The sequence below is a fragment of the Halorubrum sp. Atlit-8R genome, assembly GCF_003666025.1.
GTDB lineage: Archaea > Halobacteriota > Halobacteria > Halobacteriales > Haloferacaceae > Halorubrum > Halorubrum salinarum.
The window spans coordinates 304,824-319,699 of record NZ_QPLV01000001.1; the positions used below are offsets into that span (position 1 = coordinate 304,824).

Sequence of the window (14,876 nt, forward strand, 5' to 3'; positions counted from 1 at the left end):
ACCGGTCCTTTGACGACTGTTCTGTTTCCAAATCTACATGCCGGTTGCTGCTGTTGTTTACATATGGATTTGACAGATGCCACTGTGCTCGTCACGGGCGGCGCAGGCCTAGTCGGGAGCCACCTCGCAGCGACACTTGACGATGCGGGTGCGACAGTCCGCGTTGCTGATGACCTCTCGAAAGGTGAGCGTGAGCAAGTGCTAGAGTCCGTCACGTTCACCAAAGCCGACCTGACGGATCGCGACGACGTCGAACAGATCGTCACCGGTGATCTCGATATGGTGTTCCACCTCGCCGCGTACACAGACACGAACTTCGACGACGATCGGAAACTGTTCGAGGAAAATACCGAGATGACGTACAACCTCCTTGAAGCGATGCGTGGTGCCGATGTCAACCACTTCGCGTTCACCTCCTCCTCAACGGTGTACGGCGAGGCACCACGGCCGACTCCTGAGGATTACGCCCCACTTGAGCCAATCTCAATCTACGGCTCCTCAAAACTCGCCGATGAAGCGCTCATCTCGACATACGCGCACTCGTATGGTATCCAGTCGTGGGTGTTCCGCTTTGCGAATATTGTCGGGCCGTACCAACGTGGCAACGTTGTCCCTGACTTCATCGAGAAACTCATCGACGATCCCACTGAACTCGAAATTCTCGGTAATGGCTGCCAAGAGAAGTCTTATATGTACGTTGAAGAGTGCGTGTCGGCGATGAAATACGTCGTTGAACATGCCGACGAGCCGCTCAACATCCATAACTTGGGGACGAAAACAACTACGTCTGTCACCGACATCGCAGACATCGTCAGCGACGAACTCGATGTCGATCCGGAGTACACCTACACTGGTGGCGACCGCGGTTGGACGGGTGACGTGCCGAAGATGCGGCTCTCAACCGAGAAGCTTGCCGCACTCGGGTGGGAGCCGACACGCTCGAGTGATGAGGCTGTGCGGCAGGGCACTCGCGATCTCATCGACGAAATCGTCGAGTGAAATAGCTCACCCCCGTTGTGAGGTGTATAGACTCGCTCAGGAGTATCTCTCGTGGAGCTTTCACGCCGAACTCAGTCGTCCGTGCGTCATCCCGAGGTCATCCCACACAGCAGGTCCTCCAAACCGCCAGTACATTGATATCCGTCACACAACATGAGCGGTGTATCGATGGAGCTGAAAGACGTGCTCCAAGCTGTGCTCACTCGTGGAGACAGCTCACGCGCTTCGACAAGACATCGTGAGTGTCGCAACTGCGGGGCAAATCTCACGTGGAACCACGAACAGTGTCCCGGCTGCGGCGGCGATGTCGCCGTCTACGAGCTGTGAGCTGTGTAGATGCTGAGCAAGAACTATTACTCAGAATATCTCACATAAATCTATGTCTGAGACCGCAAATGGTCCGCGGTGTGACTGTGGCCGGCCAATTCCACGCGGGCTCTCAGCGACCGCTAAATGTGACCGGTGTCGAAGACGGTCGAAGTCACGATAATCTTCGGACCCGGTCATTCTCAAACGAGACGACCGGACTTCGTAGGCTGAAGAGTTGGTACTGCCTTTCTTGACTGTCTCCCTACGCTTCCGGTAGTTCACAACTGTTCTGTATTGCGGTGAGATGTTCTGTTGATAGTATTTTTCACAGATTAATTGGCCGACAACGCATCGGAGACCACAGGAGAGATGTCGGCGAGAAAATCCCGCAAATTCGATGCGCTTGCGGCATCAACACCGATGATAACCCCGGACGGCGGCTCCGTATAGTGTAGCAGAAGCCACTCATCATACAGTTGGACCGAGCATCGGTGCTCACCAAGTGGGAGTGTCTGATCGGTAGTCTGGTCAGTACAGCTTCGCTTGATCTGTGTCAGGGTGGGGTGTGACTCAGTTATTGGCTCATCGGAGTGGCGGAGGGCGCGTTTCGCATGTGGTGAGACGTACAAGAGCTGGCTTGATTCGTCATGATAGACAAGCACAACATACAGATACTCGCTGAGCTCGGTGCGGAGGCGTTGGACGAGTCGCTGCTCGCTAGGAGGGGGGGGGCCGTCCGGGCGGGGCATAATACAAATTCCTGTAACCGAATAATAGCTATTCCGGATGCTATAGGTTCCGAAATTCGAGGGAATAATAACTGATTATTAATCCGTATAGGGTGAGACAGATGGGAATACTTTCAGTATCGTAACGTTTTCACGGACACATTGAGCAGTCCACTACATGGAAGCGCAACGTGTCCTCGTCACAGGCGGCGCTGGCTTCATCGGCTCCAATATCGCCAACCATCTCGCGGCACACAACGATGTGGTCGTTGTTGACGACTGCTACCTTGGAACGCCTGACAACCTCAACGATGATGTTGAGTTTGTCGACGCTTCGGTCGTCGACGACGATCTCCCCACCGACGTTGACGTCGTGTTTCACCTCGCAGCCCTCTCCTCGTACAAGATGCACGAGGAGAATCCCGCACAGGGCGCTCGCGTCAACGTTGAGGGATTCGTGAACACGATCGAACAGGCCCGTCAAGACGGGTGTGACACGGTCGTGTACGCAACTACGTCCTCTATCTATGGAGATCGGACGAAACCCTCACCTGAGACAATGAACGTCAAAGCCCGCACTGGCTACGAGGCCTCAAAACTCGCGCGTGAGCGCTACGCAGAGTACTTCCACAATTTCCACGACATGACTCTTGCCGGGATGCGCTTTTTCTCCGTGTATCAGGGCTTTGGCGGCGCCGAGAAACACAAAGGCGAGTTCGCCAACACGGTCGCGCAGTTCACCGACAAGATCGCGAATGGGGACCGCCCAGAGCTCTTCGGTGATGGCACCCAAACGCGCGATTTCACCCACGTTGACGATGTCGTGCGTGCGTGTGAGCTCGCTGCCGATCACGAACTCCAGGGGATCTACAACGTCGGGACCGAAGAGAGCTACTCGTTCAACGAGATGATCGAGCTGATCAACGAGGAACTTGGGACCGATGTCGATCCGAAATACATCGAGAACCCGCTGGATGAGTACGTCCACGACACGATGGCGGACTACTCAAAGCTTCATGAGGCCACCGGCTGGGAGCCCAAAATTGGATTTGAGGAGGGTGTGTCGCGGGTGTGTGAACCGTACCAGTAGCTACCTCAGAAGCTGTTAGGATTCTCAGTCAGCTAGTCTTATTTACGACATCCACTACTAGTGTTTTGACGTGCTTCCATTAGGCCACCTCTCCTTCGCGTATCTCTGGTATGTCCTCTACGCGCTGGTTAACACCCATCGACTCCCCGCCCGGCTTGCGCTTGTCCCGCTTGCGTTTGGGAGCCAATTTCCGGATCTCATCGACAAACCCCTGGCGTATCTCGAGATCCTCAGATATGGCCGTTCGCTCGCCCACTCCGTATTCACGTTCACGATATGTTCGCTTGCGGTCTGGTGGGCCACGACCCGCCTTCGCAGCCGCTGGACAGCTGAGAGCCTCCCCGAACGACTCCGAACCGCCACCCCAGCAGCGTTTGCGCTCGGATATGCGAGTCACCTGCTTGGCGATACGTACCAGTTTTTCCTCGCAGGTGATCTGTGGGCTACACGCTTTCTGGTGTACCCGCTCTATTCTGTGCCAGTATCTCCGGCCGACGATGTCGCGCCGTGGGTTCGACTCTTCCGGATCTACCAAGAGATGGGGACTCATCCGCAGGTGAACTTGATCATTCTTGCTATTGCTATGTTCGTAGGACTACGACTCTACCACCGGAAACACCCACGCTCAGACTGCGTGTGAGATACCTACGCTTGGCTATCTCTTGTCTTACCCCTGTACTGTCTCCACAGATCCCGCACCACAACACCCAGCGTCACCACAAGCACGGCCACCGAAAACGCAGTCCACAGTCGCACATTGACACCGTCGACGCCAGCCCAAAACGGAACTTCAGGTCGCGCTTGTGCCGCAACGAAGGGCCACAACAGATCGGCCGGAATCTGCCCAGTACGCAAGACCTGATAGGTGTCTCCGAGCACATGGAGTAGATACGCGACGACAAAGGCACCAGCCACCCGCAGCCGATCCGTCTGCCAGCCATACAAAATGACACAGGCAGCGATCGGGATCGCGAACGGAATCGAGTGCATGAATACTCGACCACTCGGAATCACCTCAAACTGGTGGGCAAGCGGCTTATCAATCAAATCGGGATACTGACTCCCAACTACTGTCGCAAATGCGACTCCCCGTGTTGGTAGTTGTCGATCCCGGATACCGACGTACAAAACGACAGGAAAGAGAGCGACGAACAGATGCTCGTGCGGGAACACGCTACCTGTTCATCGAGCAGGCCTCAAGAGTTTTCTTTTGGCTAGAACCCACTTGACATCCTCTTCCGTGGTCACGCAGAGAAACCCCACGCGGCGGGCATGTCTGGTTCACAAGCGCCTGTCCGCACACCTCAATAATTCTAGATCACGTGTTTCTGGTCACTACACGGTCATGCTGAGTGTGTTTCTAGAGCTCCCACAATAGATGGCAACATCCCGACGACTGTTTGAGCCGTCTCTGTTGACACTGACTCAGGAGCAAACGTCGCTTGCTCGTATGCGGTTGTAAGCTGATGTATCTCTGAAGAGTCAGAATGATCTATTCCCTGCCATCGGTCATACAGCTCCCAGTGTGTCTCTGGGAGGTCTCCATCGGCCGGTGTCATCTGGGTCCTGAACGCAGCGTACGCGAACTGTACAGCAGCATCAGGGTCACCAGCATCAAGTGCGGTTTGCGCACGCTCAATAAGTGTATCACTCGAAGAATCGATCGCCTCAGAAGCCACACTACTAGGTAGGGATTCGTCGCGCGTATCCGTCGCCGACGGGACTGCTGATTGGGTGGACGTATTTTCGCCTGCCACTTGATTGCGGAGCCATCTCCAAACAGTTGTGTCCCTCCACCAAGTTAACAGCCCGCCAGCAATCAGTAGCGTCAGTATGCCTCCGACGAGTATCGGGCGACGGAACGGGCTCGTCGATGATACAGGCAGCGTCTGTTCTGCTGTACTTGCTTCGATATTACTCCCGGTGGGAGCAAACTCAACAGTTAACATCTGCGTCTCTTCAGAGATTTCTGCGCGGTCGATGGTCGTTTGGTACTGTCCAGTTGCGTCTGTCTCGACTGTCTCAATTGGTGTGTCTGCGAGTTGGAGTTGTAAGGACCGATCAGCAAGTGGCTCGCCCTCTTCGGTTGTGAGTGTCCCAGCAATTGAGACATTTTGATCAGTTCCTTCGTTATCGGCCATCTCAACCGTCAGCACAGTCGGTGTCGAAGCAACTGTTAGTGGTACCGTTGTATTCGACGGTGGCAGAATCAGGTCCTCGGTGGCAAGCACAACCCGGAGTGTCGTCTCACCGGCAGGGATCTGCTCGGGAAGCCTTATTTGAAACCGAAAACTGCCATTGGCTGTTGTTTCAGTTTGCGCCAGTTCTTCGCCAGCAACCTGTAGTGTAACCGGCAGCCCAACTCGTGAGCCAGCGTCCCGATCAGTGATATTTGTATAGCCGGAAACATTGACTGAATCTCCAAACTGAGCTTCTGTGGTCGCATTCGTCACCGTAATCGAGGTAGCCGGTTGCCCATGAACAGAAATGTTCGTTGACGCTGTACTCGATAAATATGGAGCTGCTGGAGCCGGCGTGTATGTCGCTGTGAGAACCGACGCATTTGGTGCGACGACGAGTGGCTGATACATTGCAGTATACGTGCCATTGTCCCTCGTCCGAGCGGTGATCGTATCCTCACCAATCCCAATCTGGATTGTGGCGTTTGCGATCGCCGTTCCATTCGCAGCCGTCAGCCGGCCACTCACCGCTGTTGGCTCTGTCGCCGACAGATTTGATTGCGCTGGCTGGATGGTGAGAGTTGTCTCTGTAAATTCACGAGCCGCAACCGCGCCAGCTGCTTGCGTGAGGCGCCGTTGACTCACGTTGAGTGCCTCCTGCGCAGCGTCAAAGTTCAGATTGGTCTCTGTTTCGAGCGTACCGTACCGTTGGTTGAGTGCTGTTGTACTCTGATTCAGTTCGCTCGCATTTTGGACGATGTTACGGGCAAGTGCCCGTGCTTCTTCCTCATTCCCATTTTCAACAGCCTGCTGATAGGCGGCGGCCGTTTGGTTGAGCTGCTGGGCCGACGTAATGATTTCACGTTGCTGTTCACGCGTGAGGTTAAACTGTGCTGCTGTCTCCGCTAGGTCAGTGTCGGCCGATACAGTAGCATACTTTTCTAATAAGACATCATACTCGTTGCCAATGAGGGCCAGTCCAGTCTCATACTCTTCATCGCTGGTAGCAATGGCACTCGCGTTAAGCCGAGAGCCAAGCTGTCGGGCGAGGTATGACCCAACTTCTTGGCTGTCGCCGCTCTCAGATACTTCTGTTGGGTTCTGGTGTGACGGCGTGGTGTTCGCCTCCGTCGAATTGAGTGGCTCGGAAGCAGGTGTCGTCGCACTCGCGGTGACCGCAAGTCCACTCACAAGAACGATCGTGGCCACGACGAGTGCGAAACGACGCGTACGAGCCGACACAGTTGCCATCTAATGGCGACCACAATAAAAAGCGCGACGACCGTCGCTTAGGTAGCAGTCAGTATCATATAAACGTGATCACAACTGGCACAGCATCTATCACCAGTATCCCAAACAGTCCCTGTCGCTTAATTGGCCACGTTGGTGCCTCTCGAAGTGATTCCCACGCTGTAGCTGATACGTCCAAGTCAGCGAAGTCTTGTCGTGGTTGCTGGTCGTCGCTCTCTGTCACCCGTTGTAGCTCTTCGATCCGCTTCTGTCGTCCTTCTTCCATTTTTTGATGAAGTCGCCAAAATGAGTGGTACAGCCAGAACAACGCCAATGATGCGTACGCAGCAATCGGACCGATATACAACACCACCCATGTGAGTCCGAGAAGCGTTGGCTCAACTCCCCCAGCGGGAATATTAAGCACACCTTCAGCGTAGAATCGATACGCGACATAGCCACCGGCAATAACCAAAATCACGTTGACACGAGTGGCAAACCGACCAAAATCACGAAACCCACCGTGATCGTCGGGATGGAATGGCTGATATCTGAGAATATCTCGCTGGAGAAGGTCTGTGAATTTGTACACCAAAACAAACACATCATACAGCATCGCAATCACGAATAGTGTCACAATGGCATAGACGACATACGCAATCTCACCCCAGCCAGCCCACGGACTCACAATGACTGGCAATAGCAGTGGACCTACTGCGACAACGAGCGCAAACGCCGCTGACCGTGGTATTGCTATCGGCCCAATAGTTAGTGTATCACCTAACACCGCAGTGAGTTCGGTATAGAACTCGTCATACGCTGGCTGTGAGACAATACTGCTGTTTTTCAATTGAGTTAACAAGTTCTCAGTCTTGAGGGCTAATCCATCATAGACGAGATGCCCAGCGACCAAGACAAACAAAAAATAGCCGGCTTGAACAGTCAGGGCTGGTTCAGCATCGCTTCCGGTGACTATCAATGCGATGTAGACTGCGTAGGCGGTTCCAGCTACTAATGGAAGTGCTGTTGCGAAAAATAATAGACTTCGATACATCCCAGAGCCACTTATGACGGATGCCAACAGCCGGTAGACGAGATATGCCCACACCAATCCAACCCCAATCCCACCAACGAGAACTGCGCCGCCGCGGAGTGTCGGCTGTGGGAGCACAAGTTGAACCTCACCGGTCCCAACAGCTCGGGCCAAATTGATGCCGAAATAGAGTGCCATCGAGACTCCCAAGACTGTTGGAAGATGTCGGAGTAACTGTCGTGTAATGCCTGTGGTGAACTGTACTGGTGGTCGATCTTGGTTTTCTGTCGTCGTGGGTTCGCTGCCCGAATCAAGCGGCCAGACAGCACACGATCGGTAGAAGGGACCACTATCGTCGGTCCACCGTTCCCAATGTGATTTGTGTGCCAACTCTGTATCCTCGTCAGTCATAGTTCAGTTGAATTACAGCTCCATTTTCAAGTTTTTGGCCCCACACCACAGGTGGGTAACACGAGAACCGAGAAGCCAAGTTTCAATTTACCCCGCACTAAGACAGAAGTAATGGAGGTCACGGAGCAGTGGTGGACGCTTGCGAGCGCCAGCCTGTTTTTAGTCGGCCTTGGAATTCTCGCAGACCAACTTGTGTTTCTCGTCGCCGCAGCTGGCCTTGGAGCGTGGCTCCTTGGCGGGGCCATTACCGCCAGCCAGTCATTCCGGACACAGCAGCGACAGCTCTCTGTCGAGTACACACTTGACGCCACGACACTATTTGTTGACACAGCGACGGAACTCACGCTTCATGTCTCTCGCTCTTCAGAAGCGGCACAGGAGCCACTCGTTATCGATGCCGAACTGCCTGCTGGCGTCACTACTGACACCGACTATCCCTCTGTCGCGCTCAAGGCCGGAGCGACAACCGGGACAACAACCTGTACGATTTCCCCCTCCGTTGTTGGCCAGTTCGAGTTCCCGCCCGTCGCAATCACGATCGGTGATAGATACCAGCTGTATACGGTGACACTTTCACATACGGAGACACCGACGTTAACGGTCCAACCCCACACGCCAGAGCTCCATATCGGTCAAGGCGGGACCGGTGTCCAAAGTGCCTACGGGCAACATCGCTCAGATCGTCCCGGGCCGGGCGTGACAACCCGGGAGCTGCGTGAGTATGTCCCAGGCGATGATGTTCAACAGATCGACTGGAACGCAACGGCTCGGCTTGGGGAGACGTATGTGCGCGAAACAGAGGGCGAAACAGACCGCCAAACGCTTCTCATTGTAGATCACCGCCACCGCATGGCTGCTGGGGTTGACGGCGGGACAATGCTTGAGTACGCACGTGAGGTCGCCGGTGGGATCGCACAGACAGCCGCGGACTACGGCGACCCACTTGGTCTTCGCGCGGTCGGTGCACAAGGAATCACCGCCCAAATCGCTGCGGGCACAACGCCACAGACGTACACTCGGATTGAGTCAACACTGTATACTCTCCAACCGACGGCCGAGACGCGTACGGAAGGCACTCGATCGGCACCCCAGGCACGCCGGCTTGCCACCCGGCTGGAAGGAGATACAAGCCCCTTTGGAACCGTCCTTGGCGCATACGTCGGAGAGCAAACACAGTACGTCCAGCGGTTTCAGGATGACCCGCTTGTGAGTACTGTCCGCCAAGCACACTCAACCGGTGGGGGTGACGGAATCATCGTGATCGTCACCAGCGATAAAGACCCGGAAAAACTCCGTGAAGCAGTCAAGACAGCGATTCAAGGAGACAGCCGGATATTGGTGTTTCTGACGCCATACTGTCTGTTCGAGCCACCAGCACTCGCTGATCTCACCGAGCTGTATGACCGCTATCGTGAGTTCGAGGAGTTACGGCGCGATCTCGAGCGGCACCCCCGCGTTAGTGCGTTCGAAGTCGCACCCGAATCACGCATCCAGCGTGTGCTTGCTCACCGCCAAGCGACAGGGGTGAGACCGCAATGACACAACAGCCATCGAAGCTCCCGTACCCAGATGAACCTGCTGTCTTCGAGCTGCGCGCTCGTGACTGGGGCAGCATCTTCGGGCTTGGGCTCGCTGCGGCCGCGCTGGTGAGTCTGTCATCGTCGTTGCCAATCGCCTCACTCGTGGCGCTCGGCGTTGCGGGGGTCGTTAGTTCGGCCCCGCTTGCGTTCGTCCTTGGCCAGCTGGCGCTTATTCCAGTCGTGAGTGGACTCTCACCGGCCGTCGGCGTTGTACAACTTGGCCTCCTCGCTGTGTTAACAGAGCGAGCCCGGTCGTCACGTGATCCGACTACACTCGTCGTGACAAGTCTCGGGTGGGGCGCTCTAATCGCCCTTGTAGTAGGAACAAGCGAGCAGGGACTGCTCATCACAGGCGGGCTGTTGGTTCTCGCTGTCGCGGGGAGCGTCTACCTCACGTATCGGGTGACGCTCGTCCGACTTGACCTTGTCACCCCCGCTGAGCCAGCCGAGAACCCAGACCCGGAAACACAAGGATAATTGGGAGTGACATGAATCAGAGGATATCATAATGGCGCACTCTGGCGGTACTGAGTCCGCACACTCACCAGCATCTGATGAGTCTGGCTCTACGGCCGACACCTCAGACGCACTCCAGACTCGCGTGGCGGTGCTTGAAGCCGAAAACAGACAGCTTCGAGAGGAGTACGCCCGCGCCCGCCAGGCCGCGTATCGTCGGACCGCGGTGAGCCTGTTGATCGTAGGCTTGCTCGGGATCGCTGGTGGCGTCGTGTTTCCCGATGCGCGGACTGTCCTGTTTGCGCTTGGTGGGACTGGGATCTTTGCCGGGGTGCTCACCTACTTTATTACGCCTGAACGCTTCATTTCAGCGGAGATTGGGGGGCGCCTCTTCGAAGCGGTTCACGCTGACCGTGAGGCGACAATCGATGAGCTCGGGCTTCGGGGTGATCCCGTATACGTCCCAGGAGATGAGGTCCGGCTCTTTGTCCCACGGGACACAGACGCGCCACTCCCTGAGTCACTCACCGATCTGGATCTATTTGTCGTGCCTGCGGATCCAACCACAGGCGGCGTTGCGTTTCACCCGACCGGTGTTCCGCTCTTCGAAGAGTTTTCCGACACCATGGACCAATCGCTCGGCACACGTCCACAGTCGGCTGCGCCCGTTCTCGCTGATGCGCTGGTTGAGGTGTTTGAACTCGCTGACAGCGCTGAGTCCACAGTCGATACTGACACACAGCGTGTCACGTTTGAGGTTCGTGGCGCCGGGTTAGGCGATCCGAGAGCCATTGACCACCCAATTGCCTCGTTTCTCAGCGTGAGTCTCGTCGAGGCACTTGCGGAACCCGTTGAGGTAACCGTCACAGAGGAAGACCCGCTTACGGTAACGTGTCGATACGGTCACCGCGAGTAAGCAAGGGCCCGTCTCAAAACGCACCACTGACATACGTTAGCTGACGTCGACTGTTCTCTCCGTAAGTTCTCAGAGAGCTACTCGCTCGGCACCGCTTGGTCGTCTGTCTCAGCAAATGTGGTGTCGGCACTAGGAGGTGTCACATCGGAAAGCACCCCGTCGATAATTTCGGAGACAGATTCGTCAGCGAGTTCGGCGTCAGTCGTCCGGATCACACGATGTTTGAGTACGGGTGCTGCGAGCGATTTGACGTCGTCTGGAATCACGTAGTCACGCCCCTGAATCGCAGCACGTGCCTTGCCAGCACTCAAGAAGGCAAGTGTGGCCCGTGGGGAGCCGCCGTGTTGTAGCATTGGTGACGCACGTGTTGCCGCCACGAGATCCAGAATATACTCTTTGACTGGATCAGCAACGTAGACGTCCGTTACTGCGTCGCTTGCGAGCTGAAGTTCGTCCGGGTCGATGACCTGCTCAACCGCTGATGGGCCAAGACCGGGTGCCGTGTCAAACCGGTCGAGCACCTTCCGTTCGTCAGTCCGGTCGGGAATCTCAACGGTGTATTTCAGCTGGAAGCGGTCGCGCTGGGCTTCCGGCAACTCGAACACGCCCTCCATCTCGATTGGGTTTTGAGTTGCAATCACCATGAACGGCGCTGGCAGCTCAAGAGTTTCACCGTCAATCGTAACCGTCGATTCCTCCATTGCTTCTAACAACGCACTCTGCGTTTTTGGCGTGGCCCGATTGATCTCGTCGGCTACGACCAGATTTGCGAACACAGGCCCCTTTTTCAGCTGGAACTCGCCAGTCGCCTGCTGGTAGACGTTTGTCCCGACGACGTCAGCGGGCACCATATCGGGTGTCATCTGAATCCGGCTGTACGAGAGCCCGGACGCCCGCGCGAAGGCGTTGGCAATCGTCGTTTTCGCGACGCCTGGTACGCCCTCCAACAAGAGGTGCCCATCAGTAAGTAGCGCGATCGTCAGGCCTTCTAAAATCTCTTCGTTGCCAACGATGACATCGCCAACCGCCTCGCGGAGCGTCTCGTACAGCGCCTCGGGACTACTCATCTTGTTCGTCTCGTGACCGCTCAGATAAAACAGCTGCCATCACCTGCTGAAGCTGTGCCTCATCAAGATCAAGCTCGGGATACTCTTTTTGAACGATAGCCTGTAGCGTCGCTGTATCAACGTGAGGTGGCCGTGTTGTGCCAGGGCTGTCTCGCAGCCAGCGTGGAAGCAGCGACAGCACACGCGCTGGGAGAAGGGTTTCGACAGCGCCACCTACTGTCTCCGTACGGATGCGGCGCCGCACCAGCAGCCACACACTGAGTGTGGCGAGTCCACCACCCACCTGAAGAAGTGGTGATGTACGCAGCAATACTACCGCACGCGCGAGCGGTGGTTGTGGACCGGCGTGTGAATAATCGAGTATCGCCCGTTCGTGTGTGTCAACGAGCTGCGTCGCAAAGATCCGGTTATCCGGCTGTGTCAACATTGAGTTAATAAAGAGACTCGGATCGCTGACCGTGATGACCTGTCCCTCTCCAACGGGCTCGACAGCGACGACAGGATACGCTCCCAGTTCATCGCCAGCCGAGAGGCTTCCCGTCGCATTCCGATCAAGATAGGCGAGTTCCGAACTCGTCACGATCGGCGTCGCATTCCCAGGTTCAACCGCAGTAGCGCCATTTAACGCGAGTTGTGAGACCCCCTCTGTATACGGCGTGGCCGTTACATTCGGCGCGATTGGGAGTGAGGGCCCACGGTAATACTCTCGCTCATCACGTAACGGGAGGCGGCTAAACCGAGCGTCGGCCCCAATTGTCTCGAGGAGCGGATTGCTGTGTGACCCGAAGTCATCAGCGATGAAAACAGTCCCTCCCCGCTCAATGAACTCACGGATGCGTTGTGAATCAGTCTCCGAGTACGACTCTGTGGGCGCAAGAATAATCGCAACGGCATCTGTCGCGTTCTCCGTCTCGTATGGAGTCGTCTCAAAAGCGATTCGGCTGTCTGGCCGCTCGTTGACAAGCTCTCGAAACTCACTCGTACCGTCCCACTGGGGGTTATACGCCCCAAATGAGGCTGTTGAGGTGCTCGCAGCAAAAATTAGTGCGCCTGCGAGAAGCCCGATCAGCACGTACAAGACGAGGCGTGGAAGTGGTGGTCTCCGCATTTAGAATGTCCCCGCTGGCAGGATCTCGATAATGCGGCGGATGACAATGTAGCTGAACCCAGCCAGTCCGATAAGAACGATTGGGAGCAGCCGTCGTCGCCAGCGTGGTGTGACATTGAATGGAGCAGTCAACTCAACAACGACGAGCAGGCCAATCAGAGACACGACAAAAAACAACTCTAGTTCCAACGCATCAAGTACGGTGAGTAGAAGAATTACGCTTACCATCCACGCAACGAGCGCGTACACAAATTGCCGTCGCTTCTCCAAGCTCATTAGTTACTCATCATTAACTTCTGTATTGCCGGGTTGAGCGTACGATTCTCTTGTATGTATTTTCCCAGTATGTATTCAACTTAGGATTCATCCTCTGTTTTATATCACGCTCTTCTTTCTTGTACGCCCGTGTCAACAATACAAATCGCATTGTTTGCTGGTGGAGATAGCCTGAGTACAACAAAATTACAGCATATTGGCGATTCGACGAAGGCCCGCACCAACTACTGTCGCGATCAAGATTGCCTGTACCGCATATAGTGGCATGCTATCGTTGGAAGTATCAGACGAGATGGATCCCTCGTTAGGCTCAATTGTTTCATCCTCATTGGTAGTCCCGTTCGTACCCGTCGAATCATCGTCTTTACCCCCAGCCGAACTGTCTGTGTCAGATGACGAATCCGTCTCCCCATCCGTTGAGTTGTTGTCTGTCGATGAACCAGTCTCTGCTCCGTCCCCGGAAGTATCAGATTCGTTCCCACTAGAGGTATTAGTATTGTCTGTTTGCTCGTTACTTGTGTTTCCGCTGCCGTCGTTCCCACTACTGCTATCTCCGTTGCTATCCGTACCTCCGCTACTTCCATCACCACTGTCGCTTCCGCTACTTCCATCATCACCGTCGCTTCCGCTACTTCCATCATCACCGTCGCTTCCACCGTTATCTGAATCCTCGTCCGTCTGGGTAACAGTTAGTGAATAAGCCTCGCTCAATCCTATTAGAGAGGGCCGTCCATCTACATCTTCACCCCCGCGAATCCTAACCTGTGTCTGGTACTCTCCTTGCTCGAGCGACGATATGTTTCCTTCATACTGATCATCAGCTGTCTCTGTCAGCGTGATATTCTGACGTTGGTCGTCATCCCAGACAGTCAAAGTCACTGACTCGACTGATGTTGGCTCTAGTGTTGTGAGAGAAGCTTCGACAGATACATTTTCAGACGGATTAATCTCTGCGTTTTCTGGTGCCGATCCATTGATACTTAGCGACTCCACCTCATGTGACGCAATCACGACCGGTAATACTGACTTGATAAGACCCTCATCGGGATCGAGGATATTCACCCCATAGCTCCCGGGTGACTCTACACTATCTGCGAATTCATACGTTGTTTCCGCTCCAGTAGTACTTTTAGCGTCAATTAGCGACTCATCAGAGTCACGGAACTGTATTTCATATGTTTTGTTCTCTCGATCTGGTACTGTTGCTGTCCCAGTAAGCGATTCATCTGGGGTAATAACTGCGGTCTTGTCGACCTCTAACTTTCCATCAATAAATCCATCTGATACTGTCTGAGAAGGGATTGTAACTGTCGCCTCTGAGTCTAACGCGAAGTCACTCGTCGACTGACCGCCAACAGTCACGCTTCCAACGGTGATTCCGAGACAAAGGAGAGCAACAAGGAGGGCTAACCGACGGTTCATAACTTTCTATGGCTCCTGACATGGTATCAATTTTCTGGTCGCAACTCATAATAACCTCGTCATTAGTACCC

Annotated in this window: 13 protein-coding genes; 6 read left to right on the forward strand and 7 right to left on the reverse strand. The window is 55.0% G+C overall.

Features of this window, described 5'->3' with window-relative positions; all coding sequences use genetic code 11:
* Positions 1-63 precede the first annotated feature (63 nt).
* From DVK05_RS01415 to DVK05_RS01425, 3 genes are all read left to right on the forward strand, one after another.
* Positions 64-999: an NAD-dependent epimerase/dehydratase family protein gene (locus tag DVK05_RS01415; protein WP_121561660.1), complete on the forward strand. Its 936-nt coding sequence runs from the start codon at positions 64-66 to the stop codon at positions 997-999.
* A gap of 1,215 nt (positions 1,000-2,214) precedes the next feature.
* The gene (locus DVK05_RS01420) at positions 2,215-3,126 is read left to right on the forward strand and encodes an NAD-dependent epimerase/dehydratase family protein (RefSeq protein ID WP_121561661.1); all 912 of its coding nucleotides are present in this window, start codon (positions 2,215-2,217) and stop codon (positions 3,124-3,126) included.
* A 70-nt stretch (positions 3,127-3,196) separates the two neighbouring features.
* A complete protein-coding gene (locus DVK05_RS01425) occupies positions 3,197-3,766 on the forward strand; it encodes a metal-dependent hydrolase (protein ID WP_121561662.1) in 570 nt (189 codons plus the stop codon).
* A 5-nt stretch (positions 3,767-3,771) separates the two neighbouring features.
* Here DVK05_RS01425 and DVK05_RS01430 read toward each other — a convergent pair whose 3' ends face one another.
* From DVK05_RS01430 to DVK05_RS16730, 3 genes are all read right to left on the reverse strand, one after another.
* Positions 3,772-4,299 carry a metal-dependent hydrolase gene (locus DVK05_RS01430; RefSeq protein ID WP_121561663.1) on the reverse strand — a complete coding sequence of 176 codons (528 nt, stop codon included), beginning with the start codon at positions 4,297-4,299 and terminating at the stop codon, positions 3,772-3,774.
* Between the two features lie 170 nt (positions 4,300-4,469).
* Positions 4,470-6,557 (reverse strand): hypothetical protein, encoded by a 2,088-nt coding sequence (locus DVK05_RS16725; protein WP_147437690.1) that lies wholly within the window; start codon positions 6,555-6,557, stop codon positions 4,470-4,472.
* A gap of 55 nt (positions 6,558-6,612) precedes the next feature.
* Positions 6,613-7,980 (reverse strand): hypothetical protein, encoded by a 1,368-nt coding sequence (locus tag DVK05_RS16730; RefSeq protein WP_147437692.1) that lies wholly within the window; start codon positions 7,978-7,980, stop codon positions 6,613-6,615.
* A 111-nt stretch (positions 7,981-8,091) separates the two neighbouring features.
* Between DVK05_RS16730 and DVK05_RS01435 the strand changes: the two genes are divergently transcribed.
* The 3 genes from DVK05_RS01435 to DVK05_RS01440 all read left to right on the forward strand — a co-directional run bounded on the left by DVK05_RS01435 (position 8,092) and on the right by DVK05_RS01440 (position 10,932).
* Positions 8,092-9,519 carry a DUF58 domain-containing protein gene (locus DVK05_RS01435; protein ID WP_121561664.1) on the forward strand — a complete coding sequence of 476 codons (1,428 nt, stop codon included), beginning with the start codon at positions 8,092-8,094 and terminating at the stop codon, positions 9,517-9,519.
* Positions 9,516-10,037, forward strand: a complete 522-nt coding sequence (locus DVK05_RS16735) for a hypothetical protein (RefSeq protein ID WP_147437694.1) — start codon at positions 9,516-9,518, stop codon at positions 10,035-10,037. Before DVK05_RS01435 ends, DVK05_RS16735 begins: the two co-directional genes overlap by 4 nt.
* A 124-nt stretch (positions 10,038-10,161) precedes the next feature.
* A complete protein-coding gene (locus DVK05_RS01440) occupies positions 10,162-10,932 on the forward strand; it encodes a hypothetical protein (RefSeq protein WP_121561665.1) in 771 nt (256 codons plus the stop codon).
* Positions 10,933-11,009: 77 nt separating this feature from the next.
* On the opposite strand, the gene DVK05_RS01445 is transcribed toward DVK05_RS01440, so the two are convergent.
* The 4 genes from DVK05_RS01445 to DVK05_RS16740 form a co-directional block, all read right to left on the reverse strand.
* Positions 11,010-11,999 carry a MoxR family ATPase gene (locus tag DVK05_RS01445; protein WP_199712274.1) on the reverse strand — a complete coding sequence of 330 codons (990 nt, stop codon included), beginning with the start codon at positions 11,997-11,999 and terminating at the stop codon, positions 11,010-11,012.
* Positions 11,992-13,107, reverse strand: coding sequence for a DUF4350 domain-containing protein (locus DVK05_RS17740; RefSeq protein ID WP_121561667.1), 1,116 nt, complete (start codon positions 13,105-13,107; stop codon positions 11,992-11,994). Before DVK05_RS17740 ends, DVK05_RS01445 begins: the two co-directional genes overlap by 8 nt.
* Positions 13,108-13,383 carry a hypothetical protein gene (locus DVK05_RS17505; protein ID WP_121561668.1) on the reverse strand — a complete coding sequence of 92 codons (276 nt, stop codon included), beginning with the start codon at positions 13,381-13,383 and terminating at the stop codon, positions 13,108-13,110. It lies immediately after the preceding gene.
* 186 nt (positions 13,384-13,569) lie between these two features.
* Complete coding sequence (locus tag DVK05_RS16740) at positions 13,570-14,805, reverse strand: hypothetical protein (RefSeq protein WP_147437696.1); 1,236 nt, start codon at positions 14,803-14,805, stop codon at positions 13,570-13,572.
* Positions 14,806-14,876 lie beyond the last annotated feature (71 nt).